This is a genomic window from Sphingobacterium sp. IITKGP-BTPF85 (genome assembly GCF_001006065.1).
Taxonomy (GTDB): domain Bacteria; phylum Bacteroidota; class Bacteroidia; order Sphingobacteriales; family Sphingobacteriaceae; genus Sphingobacterium; species Sphingobacterium anhuiense.
The window spans coordinates 1-18,381 of record NZ_ASZT02000022.1 but is presented as its reverse complement, the minus strand read 5'-3'; the positions used below and the strand labels follow the sequence as shown (position 1 = coordinate 18,381).

The 18,381-nt window shown below is 38.8% G+C and carries 17 protein-coding genes and 1 pseudogene; 7 read left to right on the top strand and 11 right to left on the bottom strand.

Annotated elements, in window-relative coordinates:
- The first annotated feature begins 13 nt into the window (after positions 1–13).
- The 3 genes from L950_RS06525 (at position 14) to L950_RS06520 (ending at position 2,137) form a co-directional block, all read left to right on the top strand.
- Positions 14–757, top strand: a complete 744-nt coding sequence (locus tag L950_RS06525; RefSeq protein ID WP_262507011.1) for a hypothetical protein — start codon at positions 14–16, stop codon at positions 755–757.
- Entirely contained in the window at positions 727–1,011 is a 285-nt protein-coding gene (locus tag L950_RS35090) for a hypothetical protein (RefSeq protein ID WP_262507010.1), read from the top strand. Before L950_RS06525 ends, L950_RS35090 begins: the two co-directional genes overlap by 31 nt.
- A 379-nt stretch (positions 1,012–1,390) precedes the next feature.
- Positions 1,391–2,137, top strand: coding sequence for a helix-turn-helix transcriptional regulator (locus tag L950_RS06520; protein ID WP_197086286.1), 747 nt, complete (start codon positions 1,391–1,393; stop codon positions 2,135–2,137).
- A gap of 52 nt (positions 2,138–2,189) precedes the next feature.
- Here the strand turns inward: L950_RS06520 and L950_RS06515 are convergent, their stop codons facing one another.
- The 9 genes and pseudogenes from L950_RS06515 to L950_RS06475 form a co-directional block, all read right to left on the bottom strand.
- Positions 2,190–2,660, bottom strand: coding sequence for a DinB family protein (locus L950_RS06515; protein ID WP_021191135.1), 471 nt, complete (start codon positions 2,658–2,660; stop codon positions 2,190–2,192).
- Between the two features lie 70 nt (positions 2,661–2,730).
- Positions 2,731–4,181: pseudogene (locus L950_RS06510) on the bottom strand (SulP family inorganic anion transporter).
- Positions 4,182–4,426: 245 nt separating this feature from the next.
- Entirely contained in the window at positions 4,427–5,287 is an 861-nt protein-coding gene (locus L950_RS06505; RefSeq protein ID WP_021191133.1) for a glycerophosphodiester phosphodiesterase family protein, read from the bottom strand.
- A 1-nt stretch (position 5,288) separates the two neighbouring features.
- The gene (locus L950_RS06500) at positions 5,289–6,485 is read right to left on the bottom strand and encodes a purple acid phosphatase family protein (protein WP_031288996.1); all 1,197 of its coding nucleotides are present in this window, start codon (positions 6,483–6,485) and stop codon (positions 5,289–5,291) included.
- Positions 6,486–6,515: 30 nt separating this feature from the next.
- Positions 6,516–8,168 carry a SusD/RagB family nutrient-binding outer membrane lipoprotein gene (locus tag L950_RS06495; RefSeq protein WP_031288994.1) on the bottom strand — a complete coding sequence of 551 codons (1,653 nt, stop codon included), beginning with the start codon at positions 8,166–8,168 and terminating at the stop codon, positions 6,516–6,518.
- Between the two features lie 13 nt (positions 8,169–8,181).
- Positions 8,182–11,550, bottom strand: coding sequence for a SusC/RagA family TonB-linked outer membrane protein (locus L950_RS06490; RefSeq protein WP_021191130.1), 3,369 nt, complete (start codon positions 11,548–11,550; stop codon positions 8,182–8,184).
- A gap of 38 nt (positions 11,551–11,588) precedes the next feature.
- Complete coding sequence (locus L950_RS06485) at positions 11,589–11,828, bottom strand: hypothetical protein (RefSeq protein WP_021191129.1); 240 nt, start codon at positions 11,826–11,828, stop codon at positions 11,589–11,591.
- 127 nt (positions 11,829–11,955) lie between these two features.
- Positions 11,956–12,930: a FecR family protein gene (locus L950_RS06480; protein ID WP_021191128.1), complete on the bottom strand. Its 975-nt coding sequence runs from the start codon at positions 12,928–12,930 to the stop codon at positions 11,956–11,958.
- Positions 12,931–12,995: 65 nt separating this feature from the next.
- Complete coding sequence (locus L950_RS06475) at positions 12,996–13,580, bottom strand: RNA polymerase sigma factor (RefSeq protein WP_197086285.1); 585 nt, start codon at positions 13,578–13,580, stop codon at positions 12,996–12,998.
- Between the two features lie 570 nt (positions 13,581–14,150).
- Here L950_RS06475 and L950_RS06470 point away from each other — a divergent pair.
- Both L950_RS06470 and L950_RS06465 read left to right on the top strand, forming a co-directional pair.
- Positions 14,151–14,696 carry a hypothetical protein gene (locus L950_RS06470; protein ID WP_021191126.1) on the top strand — a complete coding sequence of 182 codons (546 nt, stop codon included), beginning with the start codon at positions 14,151–14,153 and terminating at the stop codon, positions 14,694–14,696.
- Positions 14,697–14,801: 105 nt separating this feature from the next.
- The gene (locus L950_RS06465; RefSeq protein WP_021191125.1) at positions 14,802–15,074 is read left to right on the top strand and encodes a hypothetical protein; all 273 of its coding nucleotides are present in this window, start codon (positions 14,802–14,804) and stop codon (positions 15,072–15,074) included.
- Positions 15,075–15,200: 126 nt separating this feature from the next.
- On the opposite strand, the gene L950_RS06460 is transcribed toward L950_RS06465, so the two are convergent.
- Positions 15,201–15,896, bottom strand: coding sequence for a hypothetical protein (locus L950_RS06460; protein WP_021191124.1), 696 nt, complete (start codon positions 15,894–15,896; stop codon positions 15,201–15,203).
- A gap of 274 nt (positions 15,897–16,170) precedes the next feature.
- A complete protein-coding gene (locus tag L950_RS06455) occupies positions 16,171–16,647 on the bottom strand; it encodes a hypothetical protein (RefSeq protein ID WP_021191123.1) in 477 nt (158 codons plus the stop codon).
- A gap of 209 nt (positions 16,648–16,856) precedes the next feature.
- Between L950_RS06455 and L950_RS06450 the strand changes: the two genes are divergently transcribed.
- Together L950_RS06450 and L950_RS06445 are read left to right on the top strand one after the other, a co-directional pair.
- Positions 16,857–17,468, top strand: coding sequence for a hypothetical protein (locus L950_RS06450; protein ID WP_021191122.1), 612 nt, complete (start codon positions 16,857–16,859; stop codon positions 17,466–17,468).
- 141 nt (positions 17,469–17,609) lie between these two features.
- Positions 17,610–18,281 (top strand): DUF6624 domain-containing protein, encoded by a 672-nt coding sequence (locus L950_RS06445; protein WP_021191120.1) that lies wholly within the window; start codon positions 17,610–17,612, stop codon positions 18,279–18,281.
- Positions 18,282–18,381 lie beyond the last annotated feature (100 nt).

The following is an 18,381-nucleotide window of genomic DNA, read 5'->3' as shown; positions in this document are numbered from 1 at the left end:
AGCACTTTCCTATATGAAAATCGCATTCATCATCAATCAGACACACAAAGAAAAGGCCAGTTTCACAACAACATTGTTAGCCTACAAAGCGCTCCTACGTGGCCACTCCGTCTATTACATCGGTCTTGCTGATTTTGTTTACCTGGATCAGGATAAAATAGCCGCTCATGCCCGTGCAGTACATCAGATCGATGGTATAGCAGATACCGATCAATTGATTGATAAATTACGGTCTACCGCCAAGGAAAAAATATCGTTACGGGAGCTAGATATTATTTGGCTGCGATTTGACCCCGTTCTTGACATGATCAATAGGCCTTGGGCAGCATCTATGGGATTACAGTTTGCTCAGCTCGCACAAAATCTTGGTGTACGCGTACTTAATAATCCACGCGCTCTCGTTGATGCGGAAAATAAACTTTACCTCGAAAACTTTCCCGAAGAAATCCGTCCCCACACGATCGTGACACGAAATTACGATGACGTGAAGCGGTTTTTTGAAGAGCAAAACAATAAAATTATCCTGAAACCTTTAAAGGGTTCGGGGGGAAAAAATGTCTTTCTAGTCAATGAGCAGGAAAGTAAAAACCTCAAACAGATTGTTGAGGTGATCTGTCGCGACGGTTATTTAATCGCTCAGGAATATTTGCCCGATGCACAATATGGCGATATCCGTTTTTCCTACTCAATGGGAAACCCCTGCTCGTTAATGGAAAATACGCTAGTGTGCACAGAGTACAATCAGCGGGAGAATTGAGGAGCAATATCCACCAGGGAGCCAAAGCCCAACTTGCTGAGATCAGTCCCGCGCTACTGCAAATGGTACAGAAAGTGGCCTACAAACTGATGCAGGACGGGATGTATTTCGTAGGACTGGATATTATCGGTGACAAAATCATGGAAATCAACGTTTTTAGTCCGGGCGCACTGCTACAGGCATCAGAACTTAATGGTGAAGATTATGCTACTGCTATCATCAAGAATCTGGAAGAAACAACAATCAAAAAATAAGGTAGCACAGTATTCCAATTGAAAAACGGATCACACGTGATGCCTTGTTTTTTCAATTGGATGTGTACCAAAACGTTCGAATAAATTTATCCCTTTCAATCGTTGTCTTCAAAAATTATTCTATATCTTAAACCCATATTTAATAGCATTCAGAAGAAAACATCACAGTGGAACAGCTCAATCGATTTGATCGCATACTAGCAATATTAATTCAACTTCAATCTAAAAAACCGTCAAAGCACAAGAACTAGCAAGCCGTTTTGAAGTCAGTTTACGGACCATCTACCGTGACGTTAGAAGCCTGACTGCGGCAGGCATTCCAATCATTGGTGAAGCAGGATTAGGTTATGAACTGGTTGAGGGTTATAAGATTCCTCCAATGATGTTCACAAAAGCAGAAATCACGAGTTTTGTAGCCGCTGAGAAGCTGGTGTTTAAATTTATCGATAAGGAAATGAAAGATCATTTCTCTTCGGCCATCTATAAGCTGAAGGCGATTATACGGAGTTCCGATAAGGATTGGATGGAAACTATTGATAAACATGTGGTCATGAAATCTATTTCGCATAATCAGCTCAACTCAGCACTTCCCAATACTTTGACGACTCTATTTCAATGCATCGCCCAGAAAAATGTATTGGAAATTAGCTATCAGGCTACCTATCAGCAAGAACCTAGCGTACGTGACATAGAACCCATCGGTGTGTTTCATGAAAGTAATTATTGGTACATCTATGCTTTCTGTTTGGTAAGAAATGATTATAGACAGTTCCGTACAGATCGCATCTCTAACATTAGAATATTGGATCAATTACAATTTAAGCAACATCCTGATCTTGAACAATATCTCGCAGAGCGAGAAAAGGAAGCCAATTTTACGCGCGTAGTACTTCATGTCGATCCACAATTTGCGCATTATCTACATTGGGAACGTAAATATTTTGGTTTTAAAAAAGAAAGCTTTAATGATGGTATGGTCGAAATGGTATTTGATGTCAAAAATGCTGACATGGGATTTGCGCGCTGGTATATGATGTTCGGTGACCGCGCAGACATTATTAGCCCCAAATCTTTAAAAGACACTGTAAGATCCTTACTGAAATCTCAGGCAGAACGACTGGCATAAAAAAACCTCCAGAGAGCAGCTTGTTCCCTGGAGGTCTTAAGTTTTAGCGGTATTAACGCTCCCAAAAGAATGGAGGCTCAATGCCCAAACTTCTCAGATAAACATATCCTTGCGCTCGGTGATGAATCTCATTATCGATAAAATATAAAATATTTTCAATGACAGGAAACTCATACTGACCGAACAAATTAAATGTCTCGTGAAAATTTTCTTCTTTAAGTTGCGCCCATAATTGCTTAAGCTCTTCTGTATGCTGATCCCACACTTCTAAAATGGCGGCCTTGCTTGTATACTTGTTTGCTTCAGCATATGCTTCCACCTGTCTATTGACTATGCCCGTTAAACCGGGAACAGCAATCGATATCAGTTCATTTGCCAATTCACCAAATGTACGCATACCCGGCACAGCATAAGTGAAAAGTTCTGCTTCAGGAAACTTCTCGATCGTTCTTCTAGTCAGGTTTCTATGACCTAACCAATGTTTCAATAATTCATCTTTGGTAATAACTGCTACTGTATTCATATCGCTTTATTTTTAATTGATAACTCAAAATTACAAGCGTTAGTGACAGCCTATTGTCAGCAGTAAAAAATTATTTTGGCATTACTTTATAAGTCGGATCATTTTCAGAAGCCTCAATCTCTACCGGACTGTTTGCTTTCCTCATAATGGATTTACAATCGGCACTCAAATGGCGTAAGCGAAGTGTTTTAGATTGACTTTGATATCTATATCCAAGTTTATTAACGGCATCTATAGCGCTCATATCTGTAATCTTACTTTCCTTAAAATCAACGATCACGAGATCAGGGTCTTCATTGACTTCAAATTTCTCTAAAAATCCAGCTACTGAACCAAAAAATAGCGGACCATATATTTCATACACCTTATTTCCGGCTTCATCAATCGTTTTTCGCGCTCGAATACGTTTTGCATTATCCCAAGCAAATACAAGTGCCGAAATCACCACACCGACCAGTACAGCTAAAGCCAAGTTGTGCAACACAATCGTAATTAGTGCGACAAGCATACCGACGATTATATCAGACTTCGGCATTTTAGTGATGATACGGAAAGAAATCCACTGAAAAGTTCCAATAGCCACCACCATCATTACCCCCACTAAAGCAGCCATCGGTATCTGTTCAATAAAAGGAGAAGCAATCAGGATGATCGTCAATATTGTGAGGGCACCGATAATACCGGAAAGTCGTGAACGGGACCCTGCATTAATATTAACTAGCGTTTGTGCCACCATAGCACAGCCTCCCATCCCTCCAAAAATCCATTTACCAGATTCGCCGTTCCCTGCGCCATAGCTTCTTTATTAGCGTTTCCTTTCGTATTTGTCAGTTCATCGACCATTGATAGGGTCAAAAGCGACTCAATCATCCCCACCGAGCCCATAACCAGCGCAAATGGAAAGATAATAGTTATTGTCTCCCAAGTAAAGGGTACAGAAGGAATATGAAATGCCGGTAAGTTACCCTTAACAGAAGCGATATCGCCCACTGTTTTGGTATCGATCTTAAAAATATACACGAGCAAGAAGGTGGCCAATATGGCTACTAATGATGCTGGAATCGCTTTAGAAATCTTAGGGAATAGATAGACCACTAATGCTGCAAATAAAGTAAGCCCTAACATAATATAGGCTGAAGCACCCGATAACCAATGTGTTACTCCTGAAGAATCTACAGTCTTAAACTGCTCGACCTGAGACATAAAGATAATTACAGCTAAACCATTAAGAAAGCCATACATCACGGGTTGCGGAATCAGTCGGACGAACTTCCCAAATTTGAAAGCTCCTACCATAAACTGCAAAATACCTGCCAGTACAACAGTAGCAAACAAATATTCAACACCATGCATGCTGATCAACGCGATGAGTGTGACGACAGTTGCTCCTGCACCGCCAGAAATCATTCCCGGTCTCCCACCCAAAATAGCCGTGACCAGGCCCATTATAAACGCGGCATAGAGACCCGTCAAAGGAGAAAGACCAGCTAGTATAGCAAATGACAATGATTCTGGAATCATGGTCATCGCCACAGTCAATCCTGCCAAAATCTCTACTCTATAGTTTATTTTACCGTGTGGATTTAAATATCGAAGTATTGCGCTCATTGAACTTATTTTTTGCAAAATACACAAGCATCCGCAGATCCTTGTGTATTTTATATTCTTTTTCATTAGCATTGAAACTGCAACAAGAACATGATGCATTTGAATCAAAAAATAATAGCGCAAATGATTAGCTGTTAAATCGCATCCTACGAAAATCTTTACTGACGATGCTTTCCAGAAAGCATATTTTTCCAGAGAGATGGATTATCCGTCTGTATAATCCTAACATAAGGGTATTTTTTCAGGAAGATCTCGTAAACAGTACTTCCTTCACGAAGAGCTTTTTCATCTGTATCGCCCAACGTATTCATCCACAAAATAACACCCTGATCTTTAAGCTTTACTAATTCATTATAATTATCGAAAGACTCATCAATATGAACAATGGAAGTTCGTTTGGATTTTAGTATCTCATGCAGATCCTTCATACTCCGTGCACGAGGAAAAAGAGTGATACGAGGATTGAGCTTATAAAACTTTTCGATAAGTCGGTGATCGTATAAAAAGAACAGAACTTCATCTTCCATATTTTCTGCAGCAATCAATTCAAAAGTTTTTGCCACATATTTTTCGTTTTCTTCCTTAAAATCTATATCCAATATAATTTTACCTCTACATAAGCGTAGTACTTCCTTAAGCGTTGGAATATGACAGTTAGAGGCAGCACCTGCTGGAGTATCCCGTAAATACAAGGTTTGTATTTCAGCATAGGTCAGCTGACTCACTTTTCCTTTACCTGTTGTTGTGCGATCTACCGTTCCATCATGCATCAAGATCAACACACCATCTTTGGTACTGCGAATATCGATTTCAACAACAGAAACTCCTAACCTGATCGCCTCCAAAATGGAGGCGATTGAATTCTCAGGAAATTCCTTATGCGCCCCGCGGTGAGCAGCAATATGCTGTTCTTTTTCCGACAGCTTGGTCAGCAAACGACCAGATTGACCATAAGCAACTGAAAACAAAATACTTGAAACGATTAACAGAACTCGAAAAATAGTTAATACATGTATCATGTTATTTGTGAGTTAGTTCAAATGAGTCAAATAATTGTCCATTCAATTTATAACTTGAAAAGATAAGTTTACTGTCCGTAACCCGAATAACTTGGTAGAGCTGCGTCTGCGCACCTGACACTTCCATCCAACGTTCCGAATCGGAACCATACATCTTTGGCCCTGCTACAGAAAGGAGATATACCGGACGAACTTTACCAGCTGTTCCTCGTGCATAGGTATGATCATGTCCCTGCAAAATCAAGTCTACGCCATATTTTTCAAAAATAGGTCTAAAACGTTCTCGAAGAATGGTATTGTCTCTATTCTTTGCAGTTGAATAAACCGGATGGTGCATCACCACAATATTCCATTTGGCTTTTGAAGATGCCAAAACCTCCGTTAACCATTGTTCCTGTTTTTTAGCAGCAATAGAATCCAGCATGATCAATTGCGAATTTAAAGAGATCATGCGCACATCCTGATAATCTAAATAATACACCGCATCTTGCATTCCCACTGGTCCATTGCTAGGAAGATTAAAATGCTTTTTCCAGTGCGGATCTAAGACCAGCTGCTCCAAAGAGTCTCTGCGGTATTCGTGATTGCCTGGTGTGGGTACAGCAGGTATCATCTGATGGATAAATCCAGCTCCTTCATGCCATTCCCCCCATTCGCTATCGTTGTTTGAACGGTTTATCAAATCGCCAGCATGGACAATAAAACGTGCATTAGGCTCCTGTTGAAAAGCTTTTCTAATAGATCGGGACCATTTCGAGCGTAAATCATTCTGCGCATCGCCCAGGTAAATAAATGAAAAATCACCCTTTACATCAGCCGTACGAAACTGATTCCACGCACTCCAATTTGTGCCATCCCCTACGCGATAGGTGTAGATTGTACCAGGCTTTAGGCCTTGAAACGAAACCTGTCCATAGTTATCCGCAGTCTGACCTTCAATTTTTAATGGACTCGTTACACCTAATACTGTCTGTGCAGATTTCTCTAGATCAGGGCTGCTCTGCTCCTCTACAACCTGCCCCACAGCTTTAGTCGCAGAACCATTTATCCGCCAACTTACAGATTGTGTCGTTGATGGTTGATCTGACCAAGTCAACGTGATACGATCAGGATATAGGCCTCGATCGTTCGTTTGTGCTGTTCCTGTATATAGGGCACAGCACAGACTCAAGGATAAAATTAAATTCTTTAAAATCATTTCATCAATATTAATGGTGTACATATAAAATTACCATGGCCTGTTCGTTCCTTGTAACAACCAAGATTTAGACCATGCACTATTTTCATTATCTGCTTGTGAGTAGGCCGTTTTTTCAATTCTAGCCAATGCTTCTGTTGCATTTTTTTGATTCACACTCATTTCATTCTGCATGTATGGAATACGTAATGGTAATTGAGAACGAATCGCAGCAGGCCCAGCTTTCAATTGCGGATAGCCCGTCCTTCTATAGTCAAACCAAGCCTGCGTTGCTGTTGACCAGTTAGAAATCCATTTCTGCTCCATAATCTGTGCTTGGGTGTTATTAAAGGCGACACCAGGCTGTTGGATATATACGTTATACGCATCTTCTTTGCCCCAGGTAGCGAGCGAATTGCGTACACCCTGCTCATAATAGGACTTTGCAGACTCTGGCAATGCCCATCCCTTCCATGCCGCTTCAGCTAATATAAAACTCACTTCAGATGCCGCGAGTAGTCGAGCTTTCAGTATTCCCCCCTTAGCTGCTTTATAGCCATCATTGAGGTAAGAAACATGCGGATTCATCGACGTTTGTCCAGGACTCGGATTGAGATTATAAGCCGATGGATTTTTAGAACCACTGGGTGGTAGCCCTACATATTGAGCATCCACATCCACCGCAATACCTTTCACCATATCGGGTGAAACAATGCGTACACCGTTCACAATTTTATCCGTTCCACTTGGTTCAGTCGTACGAACCTCAATCGGGATTTCCACCTTTTTGGCCCAAACTGCAATGCGTGGATCATGAAGAGCTTGCAAGCGATCAACAAGTGTTGCACACATTTTCATCCGGCGAAAATTACTCCCACTTGCATCATAAACGGTATTCGAAGGCCAAGAATCTGATGCATTATTTCCCATAAAACTCATCAAAACCTCATCTTCTGCAGATGTAATTATTGGAAAATCAGCCGGATGAGCTAGCATATTTTCTATTCCTTGCTTAGCAAATGTATTTTCTTTTTCAGCGATTCGCATGTAGTAACGCAACGCCAATGAGTTCGCAAAACGACGCCATTTTGCGACATTACCCCCAAAATAGATATCTGCACTTGCCAAAACATCATAACGGCCATTTGATTTTGAAAATAGGGTATTTGCCTGTTTCAGCTCTTCAATTATTCCTTTGTAGATCACGTCTTGTCGATCAAACTTTGGGAAGTTGTACTGCACTCCGCCCTGTTCAGCTCCCAACGCATCGGTATAAGGGGCATCGCCCCACAAATCTGTGATCAAGCCAAACAGATAAGCGCGCATGACCAGTGAAACTCCATGATGAAAATCAAGTCCCAGTTCTTCAGACCGGCGACGCATCAATTCATTATCCCGTAAGAATCCATAATAAGCATCCCAACTTAATATCCCCCCAGTCCACTCATAATCATTGTGCGAATCAAACCAGGCATCCAGTTGGGTGTATTGAACTACACCACCTAGATCAGTAAAACTGAGATCATTATATTTACTTCCTGCACCAGCAAGTATAGTAGGTAAAAGTAAATTTGGATTTGCGTCTTCCTCACTAACACCATTTGGATTGATATTGATTTCCGTGAGATCTTTACAGCTCCACAAGCAAAAACTTATGGCGGATACAAATAATGCTATTTTTATAATTTTAAAATAATTGTTCATTGTTGGCTTTATATTAAAATGTGATATTAACTTTAAATCCGATAGGCATAGCCCAAGGAGTCACGTTGTAACGCTCTATCCCCTGCTTAAAACCGACTCCGACCTCAGATTGAAATGCCATTTCTGGATCAATTCCGACCTTAGCCTTTGTCCATAAAAGTAAATTACGCGTATAGACCCCTACACTTCCACCATCGATGCCCATACGGGTAAGCCATTTTCCTTTCAAATCATAACTGAAGGACAATTCTCTTAATTTGATAAATGATGCGTCAAATGTGGCTGCATTCATAAAATCCCAAGGATAATTGTCTGAATAAGCGATATACTTTGTCCCCTCACCTCCGAGATTCTCCTTATATCCTTTGATATTACCCTGAGCATCGTATTCAGCAATAACTCCTGGATTGAATACGCCGAAGTTTCCAACATTTCCACCTACATTGACAGGATAGCCCCCATATTCATCACCAGGCCCACCAACAATAGGATAATGATTGCCTTGTACGCGGACCAGATCATTTTCAATCAAATAATTCCGTAATGACTCTCCTGTCAGTCCATTTGGATTGATCAACTGATCCAAAAACCGTTGTGTAGTCAGGTTCGATTCAAAATATCGGTAAGTTTGAGACATAAATTTACCTCCAAAACGCAGATCAGCGGCAAGGTGCATTGTCCATTTTTTATAACGCAGTGAGGACTGGATACCCATACTGAAATCAGGATTAAAATTGCCGATCTTATTACGGCTATTATTAATACGTACAGCCTGCCAAGAACCATTTTTATCTAAAATAGGATAACCGTTATAGGGAGATGATGGATCTTCAACAGTCACGAGTTTAGAGTCGTACAGATCACCTATTTCTTCCCCTACATAGGTACGTGCTCCACCTCGACCATCTGTCCAGAAAGTATGAAATTCAACACCCTCCGAGAGCTCATTGATTCGTGTGCGATTACGTGACCAGTTAGCACCCAAATCCCAAGTCCAGTTTTCCTTTTCAATGGGACGTCCAGATAATGCCAGCTCTATCCCCTTACTACTCAGTAGTCCGGCATTAATATTTCTCGAACTAAATCCGCTCGAGCTCGGTAATGTCGTAGAAATGATCTGATTTTTATTGTCTAGCGTATAATAGGTCCCTTCAAATTTTAACCTGTTTTTCCAGATTCCGATATCAGCACCAACCTCGTAAGAAGTAGCCTGTTCTGGCTTAAGATTGGGTAAAAGAAGCTTTCCAGAACGTGTGATACGCAACACATCACCCCAGCTTCCGGGATTACTCAGCACATTAAACAAATTGTAGCTTCCGGTATCATTTCCTACACGAGCGATACCACCCCGCAACTTGAAGAGACTCACAGCCGTTGGCAACGTAAAAACACGGTCGGCCAATACGCTCAGGGATGCCGACGGATAGAAGTAAGAACGGTTGGCGGCGGGTAAAGTACTTGACCAATCATTTCGACCTGTCAAATCCAAGTATACCATATCCCGATAACTAAGATTGATCAACCCATAAACGCTATTGACAGCACGCTCTGAAAGACTACTTGCAAAATCCAAGTTCAGCGGACTGATATTGGAAAGACTGTACAAACCAGGAGTGGTTAGGCCAGCACCATTCTTAGAGGCATTTTGTACCGAATTTGATTTAGAATAACGGAGATTACCACCAAGCGATCCTGTTGCATGAAAGTCGCCTACCTTTTTATTATAAGTAGTCAGAAAATCAATATTCTGTTCCATATTCATCAGATTGACAATGCCATAGGCACCTCGTGGTTCATTGGTATAGCTATAGGGTATTTTAGTCTCCCGATTCTCCCAGTATACATCTGTCGCATAGCGCAGCATCATATTCCAATCCTTCCGAATGTTCCAATCCAAGCGCAAATTTCCGAATACACGATCGCGCACAAAACCATTATTGACACCGTAGGCTAAAAAATAAGGGTTATTAAAATTTCCAATTGACTGCGAGCGTTGCTGCAACCCCTCCTGTCCAGGCATCCAATAATCTTTCAGATCCAAGATATTGATGTGAGGTGCGACTTCATATGCCGCCTGCAAAGGATTTGTTCCGCGATTGGTAGCCGGACGATTATTTGAATTGTTTCGACTCGCATCCAGAGACATTCCCAATGAAAGATTATCCCGTAGACGCATCGTTGCATTAATATTTAATGTATTTCTAAACAAATCGGCGTTAGGTACAATACCTCTATTGTTCATATTAGAATAAGAAAAACGATAATCGAGTCGCTCACTGCGATTAGCCAATGAAATGCCATTGGTACTCGTTATTCCAGTCTGTACAAAATTTTTAATATTATTCGGGTAAGACTTTAGTTCTGTCGGGATCTGATTTCCATCGGCATCACGTGGACTATTCCATTGGATGGCCTTATACCCTTTATCCAGAGCAGGCCCCACCATATAACTGGATTCCTCTTCAATCTTCAGATCGCCGGCAAGATCTCCGGGTTTCCAGGGCATGGTACCACTTGCAAATTTGTTATGCAAGTCAATGTAATGATACGGAATATCGAAAACGGTATTGCTGGTCACGTTTATAGTCATTTTCTCCGCATTCTTACCGCTTTTGGTTGTGATCAAAACAACGCCATTACCAGCTCGCGATCCATACAGAGCCGCGGCACTGGGTCCCTTTAAAACAGATATGTTTTCAATATCTTCTGGGTTGATATTGGAGATCGCATTGCCGTAATCGACTTTATTATCATCACCGATTTGGCCGATGTTATTGAGCTGATTCATTATCGGTACGCCATCAACGACAAACAGAGGCTGATTGTCACTACTAAGGGATGAAGCACCACGAATCACCATACTCACCGAAGAACCCGTAGGACCTGTGGCACTGATCGCAACCCCCGGAACTTTTCCTGCCATCGCAATCATAAAATTATCATTGTTCACCCGATTCAGATCTTCCCCCTTCACTGTACCTACAGCATACCCAAGGGAACGGTCCTGCCGTTTGATTCCCAGAGCTGTGACGACCACTTCTCCCAGTTCATTTTTATTTTCTTCTAAAATGACAGACTGTACCCCAGCAGAATTAGCATCTATCTTTAGCGCACTTATTTCCTTGGTTCCATAAGAAATATGGCTAACCAAGATGTTATAAGTACCCGCCGGAACTTTCAATTGAGCATCTCCCTTAGCATTGGTTAGCACACTTTGACCGTTAGATCTAATTTTAATAGATGCTCCAGCAATTGGCTTGCGTGCATTATCGCTGACATGCAGACGCAGATTAAAGGTCTGCTGCACTTCTTCGGTCACCAAAACAACAGCACCGTTTACCTTTTTTGACTGGATATTGGTATTTCTAAAAATATAGCGCAATACTTCTTCAAAACTTGCATTTTGAAAAGTACGCTCTTTTACCAGAACTTCTCCAATTGTAAAACTTGCTTGTCATAACCGATACCGAGACCAGTTTGCTGCGATAGAAGCATGAGCGCCTGCGAAGCATTACCTGCTTTTAGATGGATATTGATTCCTTCTGATTTAACTTGCCTGCTATGGGCATGAATTGAAGTTGCTGTAACTTCAGAGATAAATACAAATGAGCTGAAAGCTAATGCAGCAGCCAATGTGCTGAGCTTCGTAATTTTATACATATATTTGCATTAATGTTTATCATTTAACATGAATTAAGGGTGCTCACTGGTCGATTTTGCGGTTTGCCAGATGAGCACTTTTCTATTGAGAAACTCCCCCCGTTTCCCAACTTTAACTGTTTTAAGTTTAGTGATGTAGTATTATTTCATTTCCTTCCCTCCTAAAATTAATTTGGTGAATATGACAGATCATATGAAGAAGCTGATCGACCGATTTTACCTGCGGTAAAAGCAGTGAATAGCTAAAACGATCTGTATACAAGCTGTCACTGCGTAAGATCAAGCCATAACGGTTGTAAATAAGTTCCTGCAATTCCTGAAAATTAGCGCCAGACATTAAAATACCTCCACGTGTCCAGATATCGGCATGATCAGCATTAGTATCAAACAGTTTACAGCTCCCCAGATTTTTTTCATATTGTAAACTTTTTCCTGCTGTAAGCACGTGTAATGATGGATTTATCTTGCTCCCGACACGCACACGTCCCGTTTTAACAGCAATGGTAATATTTTTTGATTGCTCGGAATTATTGACATTAAAAGAAGTACCGAGCACAGCAATGGTCAATGCTCCCGTTTCGATAGAAAACGGATGTAGTGTATCGCGCTGCACATTAAAAAAGGCTTCTCCTTGATCCAGATAAATTTTTCGGCTTTGCAGATACTCCTGTTCATGATAGCGAACCTGAGTATTTCCATTTAGCATTATGGTGGAATGATCTGGAAGTTGTAACTCCATTTGTTCACCTGGGCGCGTCGAAATCTGTGTGAACACAATTGAAGCCGCCGTGGTATCTTGACGGAAAGGCTGCGACCTTTGATAGAGTAGCAAACCTGAAACACCGAATATCAAAACTGAAGCTGCAATAGAAATCCAGCGGAGCCGTACCACGCGCGCCTGTTTTTTAGTTGCTTGAATGGCAGGAGGAAATGCCGCGAATATCGCTTCCTTTACTTTGGTTTTATGCTGTTCATCTGTAAAAGGATCTGTTGTACCAGAAGACACCTCATCATACCAGCTATCGACGTTCTTTTTTTCCTCATCAGATAGTTTATCTGCCAGGTAACGCTGTATTATATTTTTAAACTCTTCTAAATTCACTTGTGTGCTGTTGTTTTACTTACTACAGGTGAAGAGGTTCAAAATACTTTAAGAAACTGTTTTCTTTAGGTTAAGAAATTATGAAATAGATAGGTGCTCGCTAAAACGAGTAAAATATCATCGTGGTCGGCGAATCGTTGCGTCAGATCTTGCTTCAATATTTTCTTTGCTTCATACAGATGATTTTTTACCGTCTGCTCGGCAATACTCAGTTTTTGAGCAATCTGTTGAATGGAGTAATTATCATTTCTCAAAAGATATACAGCCTGCATGGTTTTGGGTAACCTGGCTACAGAACGATCTACTATATTTTCTAATTCCTGGTACTGCGCATGTGTATTATCGTTTAGAACAGCAAACTTATCCATCCTATACAACATCTTTTCCATGATGCTTTCGCGTACTTTCTCTGTGGCATAATGATTTAAGATCCTATTCTTGATTGCCTTAAAAAAATAGGGTTTTAACGATTCGTAATCCTCCTTAAGCAGGTGGCGTTTTTCCCAAATCTGAATAAATACTTCCTGAACGATGTCTTTTGAAATCGCTTCATCCTGCAAATGCTGGTAAGCTACTGTATATAACTCTTCCCAGTAAGAATCAAAAAAAAAGGTAAAAGCTCGTGGATCTCCATTTTTAAATCGAGACAAATAAAAGATTTCCTTCTTGGTTTGGGTAGACATGACCTGACAAAGATAGGTCGAAGATATTACGCCAATATTAACTTACCATCAACCTTACGACATGCTTATTGGAATAGCCTCAGGATAATGTAAAACTCCTCAAGACCTATTCCCATAAAAGGATAAGCATGATCATGATGGACGGTCAAAAAACACATATATACCTAAGCCTTTCCAGAAAGGAAGCGAGGAGATACCAACCTGCACAAAAGACACCTATGGTAATAATACGACAAGATATTATTAATAAAGATTTTCCGACATGACGCGATAGATATCAAGTGAGATAAAAACACTAGGATTAAGCGTCAAAATAAGTTTAAATAATTCCGCATAAGATCACTTAAAGTGCTACAACTTTGAACAATCTATTTATGTCCAGTTATAACTGATCGAATTATATCACAAAATAAAAACACTTAGTATGAGCAGTATATCCTAACCATAGGAAATTATGGAATTAGATGGCTCAATTTTTGATTTCTTAGGAGAAATCTATTATTAAAACAGATAATTTTATTACAAAAAAACAATTACATGAAGAACTCCTTTAAATCACTATTTACCAAACTTTGTACACTCCTTCTGATATTTCCTGTCCTACAATCCTGTTCTGAAACTCCAGATAAATTCTTTGGTGTAGCGATTTTAAATACCAATACCATATCAGATTTTGGAACGCCCAGATTAGCAAAACAGCTTAATGACAATACGATTGAGTATCCTGACATCCCCTCAAGTAAAAAGAAAGGCGATGAGGCATCAATTGTTGTTCAGAATAAAATTCTTTACTTGGAAAAAGTCCTTAAAGATCTAAATGCACTGTCAACTAATACTGATGATAGAGAAGAAATCAAAAAACAAGCTATTGCTCTTTATGAATTTGTATTACCGGTATATAAAAATGAGTATACAACCTATGCAAAATTATGCGACACGAAAGCTTCCCAGCAACAAAAAGATGAAATTATAACATCAATTGAGAAAAAATACAACGTTGAGTTTGAAAGGCGTCTCATGTCACTTACAGCGCTAGGAAAAGAATTTGCATCCGAAAATAACCTGAATGTAAAGTGGGATTAAGTTCAGTCAATTCAACTATAATTAATGTGGGGCATCATATTACAAAAGAAATCCAACAGAAGTTACAAACTTCAGAATCTCTACTAATCTTCAAAATCTATCATAATGATTTATAAAGGCTGGGGGTTTATTGCCCTTCTTATTCCTGTATGTGCAATATTGATTGGTATTTACTTTTTTGGAACCAATGGAAATTCAAGTCTGCAACTTTTCCTATACAGTCTACTTGCTTCGACACCGATACTGTTTATTCTTGGTATAAAAATGAATAAGAATGCGCGCCACGAGATGTGGTTCATTCCTGTGCAATATTGGGGAATCATTTGGGCGGTTATAGCGCTTGTATTACTTGCACTAAAAAACACGAACATCATTTAAACACAATAAACCCCGCACTATATCGGGGGGGTACCAAAGAAAGTGCAATCCTGGGATTGCACTTTCTTTCTGAAGAAATCATATTGTCATAAAGAGCCCAGGAAGTACTCTTTATGTATTTTAAAATTAAAATATCATTATAGGATATACATCATTCGCTTTTTTTATCTCATTATATTCTCTAATATAATTGGAGAATAAATCATAGTTCAGCTTTTCTTCATTTTCAAGTTTTGCAGCAAGTTCAGGTTCATCAGCAATCATTTTTGCTAGATTAAGATAACGATTTTTCTTCGACATCTTTCCTATAAGTAAACCTGAAATTTTCAATTCTGCAATTTCACCAGTGGAACGTTTCAATGCGTAATAATAATTACTTGATGTTGAAAAACCATTCATCATCTTACCGTTAGCACCCATTATCATACCGCCACCACTTTGTTTTCTAAAGTTATAAACTATAATATCACCATCATGCAGTATTTCCGTAAAGAGCGGTTTCTTTTTCAATTTAACCTTTTCCTTGATGACATACATTTTTGGGTCAGAATCCCTAATTTTCTCAATCCCCACTTCAATGAATGAAGTTGCATAATGCTTCTCTTTTTTATGATTATAGATACGGTAAAGCTGTGGCGGATAATAAGTTTTCTTTTCACTGTCAACAAGCATTTTGACCTTATTGCTTTTTACTGAGCCAATTTCACCATAAATCGTATCCCCTTTCATCGTAATCACATAATCTTTCAATTCTTGAGCTCTAACTTGGTGCGTCGTTATCATCCCTGCAAATAATGAGAGGAAGAACATTATTTTTTTCATAAATTAATAATAGATAATTAGTCGCAAATGTAATAATAATACTATTTCCCAAAGAAGACTTATTTCAACCATGGAATGCTAGGTTGAAGTTGCAATAGATTTATCAATTGTGGTATTGAAAATAAAGAAACCAATTTAATGTTTATCAAAAAGAAAGAGAATAAAACACCCTAAACCAACCTGATATACTAAAGAATATATTTGAAAATTAGGATCCGCACCTACCGTCCAAATATATTCTTATTAGAAATGATAATGTAATCAAGAACTTAAATTAGAATTTAGGTTTTTTAATGTTGATCCATGTTTTATTCGGTTCTTTAATAAGGTCTCCCGGCAATATTCTATTCAGTATAAAGTCCTCCTCCTTAACAACATATGAAGTGGGGCTTTCAGACTCTGGAACATAAACCATTTTAAAGATTGCATCAGGATCTGAACAACTAATATCAGATTCTACGACTTGGATATCATTGCTAGCCAACCAGGCAGCAAGCTCCTCATTGTCAAATTGTCTGATGTAATTAACTTCTGTATCAAAATTTTTTAATTCGATCGCGGCCAGTTCCGGAAAAAAAGTGGTCAGATAACTCTCATACGCTTTTCTATCATTCTTTCTCAAAGCATAATTTTTGACAATGAGACGATGAGGATTATATTCAAAGTTGAAATCATTCGGATTTTCAACAAACCCATAATGCTTATCATAAGCGATAATACGGGTGTCCATATTTAATTTATCTTCTTCCATAATTATACTTTAAAGTATTAACAATTAAAATCACCATATTGTTCAAGAGAAAACTTTGAAGTTAACGCTTTACTTTAAATACAACTATTGACAAGCTACTGCTTTTAATTCTCCTACAATTACAAACTTAATTTCATGGTCTTGTGATTTTTAAAGAAATCAATTCCTATATTTATATAGCTTATAATACCTAAAATATATCAAATAACATGTTTAGCTATAAGAACCTGCTCTATATTATTTCACTTTTTGTATTCTTTGGTTGTCATGGACATCATGCAATTAACTCTAAAGATCCAGCAGAAATCATAGAGAAAAAAGAACAGTTATCATTAAACAAAGATTATTCAACACTTGGAGACCTGATTTACACGATTGATTTTCAAGTAAAAACAGATAATGTAAATGATTATGAAGATGGTTTCATTCCTTGGATACAATTAGAAAAACCCGATGCTGACATGGCCAATCTTCATAATAAGGATGAAATTGTACTGAACAACTCTTCAGTAGAAATACTTATAGACTATCCCTTGAACAAGGAATATAAGTTCACGATAACATCAGAAAAGGGTTTTACCAGAGAACAATTATTACATGCAATCAGTAAACAATATTACATGCTCTATGAGGAAGAAGAAAATAGTGCTACGGTGAAAACGGTTCCATTAGAGAAAAGAACGACCATGTACAATCGAAATGAAACAGATGGTAAATACGGAATTTGGGGGCATGATATAGCAGATTTAGTTCTTTCCAGCATTTTAGTCTACAGATCAAATAATGGAAAAACAATACTTGCACTTCAGATTGAGTCCTAAATCAGTACTGCGAACTATTGACCTATGGCATAAAAATCATCAATAAAAATATCATTTTTGACAGAAATGCATAAATTGAAACGATCACCATCCCAACATAAATGTAAAAAGCTCATTTGATCAATTAAAATAAACATATATATGGACAAAAAAATAATATTACTTTTAGCAAGTTACATTTTAGGGTTTTCAAATTCATATGCACAGGTGACTTCATTTAACATTGACAGCACCAAATTCAAAAAAGAGGTAACATTGGAATTGGATTCGATCTTCTTTAAAGATCAAGAATATCGAAAACAGTATATACAACTTACTAGAAATGGTGCCGATAAAAATGAATTAGCCATTGCATCCAATAATATTCGAATTGCCGATTCGCTCAATCTGATAACAGTTACAAAAATACTTGACCATGATGGCTGGATGGGACCACAGGACATCGGTATGTTTGCCAGTCAAGGTCTATTTTTAGTTATTCAGCATGCAAATTTAACTATTCAGGAAAAGTATCTACCAATAGTCGAGGAGGCTGAAAAGAACGGTAAAACCTTTTCTAGTAATTTGGCCATCTTAAAAGATAGAATTGCCGTCCGAAAAGGCCAAGAACAGCCGTACGGAAGTCAGGGATTCACCGACAAAAAGACTAAGAAAAATTTTATTTATCCAATTATGGACATTAATAATCTTGACAAAAGAAGAGCTGCTATGGGACTTCCACCCATGGTAGAATATGTACCTGGATGGAATATAGAAAAGTACAATACGGATTTACCTGAGATAAAAGAAGCTATAAAAATAATGAAACAGTAACCACGAAATCCTCAGGTTCATGAAGAACTGCATTTTTTCCCTAATAAGGATTAAGTTCAGTTGAGCACATAAAAGCCACTTCTTTATAAAGAAAGTGGCT

Coding starts and splice junctions, on each gene's coding strand:
- L950_RS06525 (WP_262507011.1), top strand. CDS start 14: ATGAAAATCGCATTCATCATCAATCAGACACACAAAGAAAAGGCCAGT.
- L950_RS06520 (WP_197086286.1), top strand. CDS start 1,391: ATGATGTTCACAAAAGCAGAAATCACGAGTTTTGTAGCCGCTGAGAAG.
- L950_RS06515 (WP_021191135.1), bottom strand. CDS start 2,660: ATGAATACAGTAGCAGTTATTACCAAAGATGAATTATTGAAACATTGG.
- L950_RS06505 (WP_021191133.1), bottom strand. CDS start 5,287: ATGATACATGTATTAACTATTTTTCGAGTTCTGTTAATCGTTTCAAGT.
- L950_RS06500 (WP_031288996.1), bottom strand. CDS start 6,485: ATGATTTTAAAGAATTTAATTTTATCCTTGAGTCTGTGCTGTGCCCTA.
- L950_RS06495 (WP_031288994.1), bottom strand. CDS start 8,168: ATGAACAATTATTTTAAAATTATAAAAATAGCATTATTTGTATCCGCC.
- L950_RS06485 (WP_021191129.1), bottom strand. CDS start 11,828: ATGTATAAAATTACGAAGCTCAGCACATTGGCTGCTGCATTAGCTTTC.
- L950_RS06470 (WP_021191126.1), top strand. CDS start 14,151: ATGAAGAACTCCTTTAAATCACTATTTACCAAACTTTGTACACTCCTT.
- L950_RS06465 (WP_021191125.1), top strand. CDS start 14,802: ATGATTTATAAAGGCTGGGGGTTTATTGCCCTTCTTATTCCTGTATGT.
- L950_RS06460 (WP_021191124.1), bottom strand. CDS start 15,896: ATGAAAAAAATAATGTTCTTCCTCTCATTATTTGCAGGGATGATAACG.
- L950_RS06455 (WP_021191123.1), bottom strand. CDS start 16,647: ATGGAAGAAGATAAATTAAATATGGACACCCGTATTATCGCTTATGAT.
- L950_RS06450 (WP_021191122.1), top strand. CDS start 16,857: ATGTTTAGCTATAAGAACCTGCTCTATATTATTTCACTTTTTGTATTC.
- L950_RS06445 (WP_021191120.1), top strand. CDS start 17,610: ATGGACAAAAAAATAATATTACTTTTAGCAAGTTACATTTTAGGGTTT.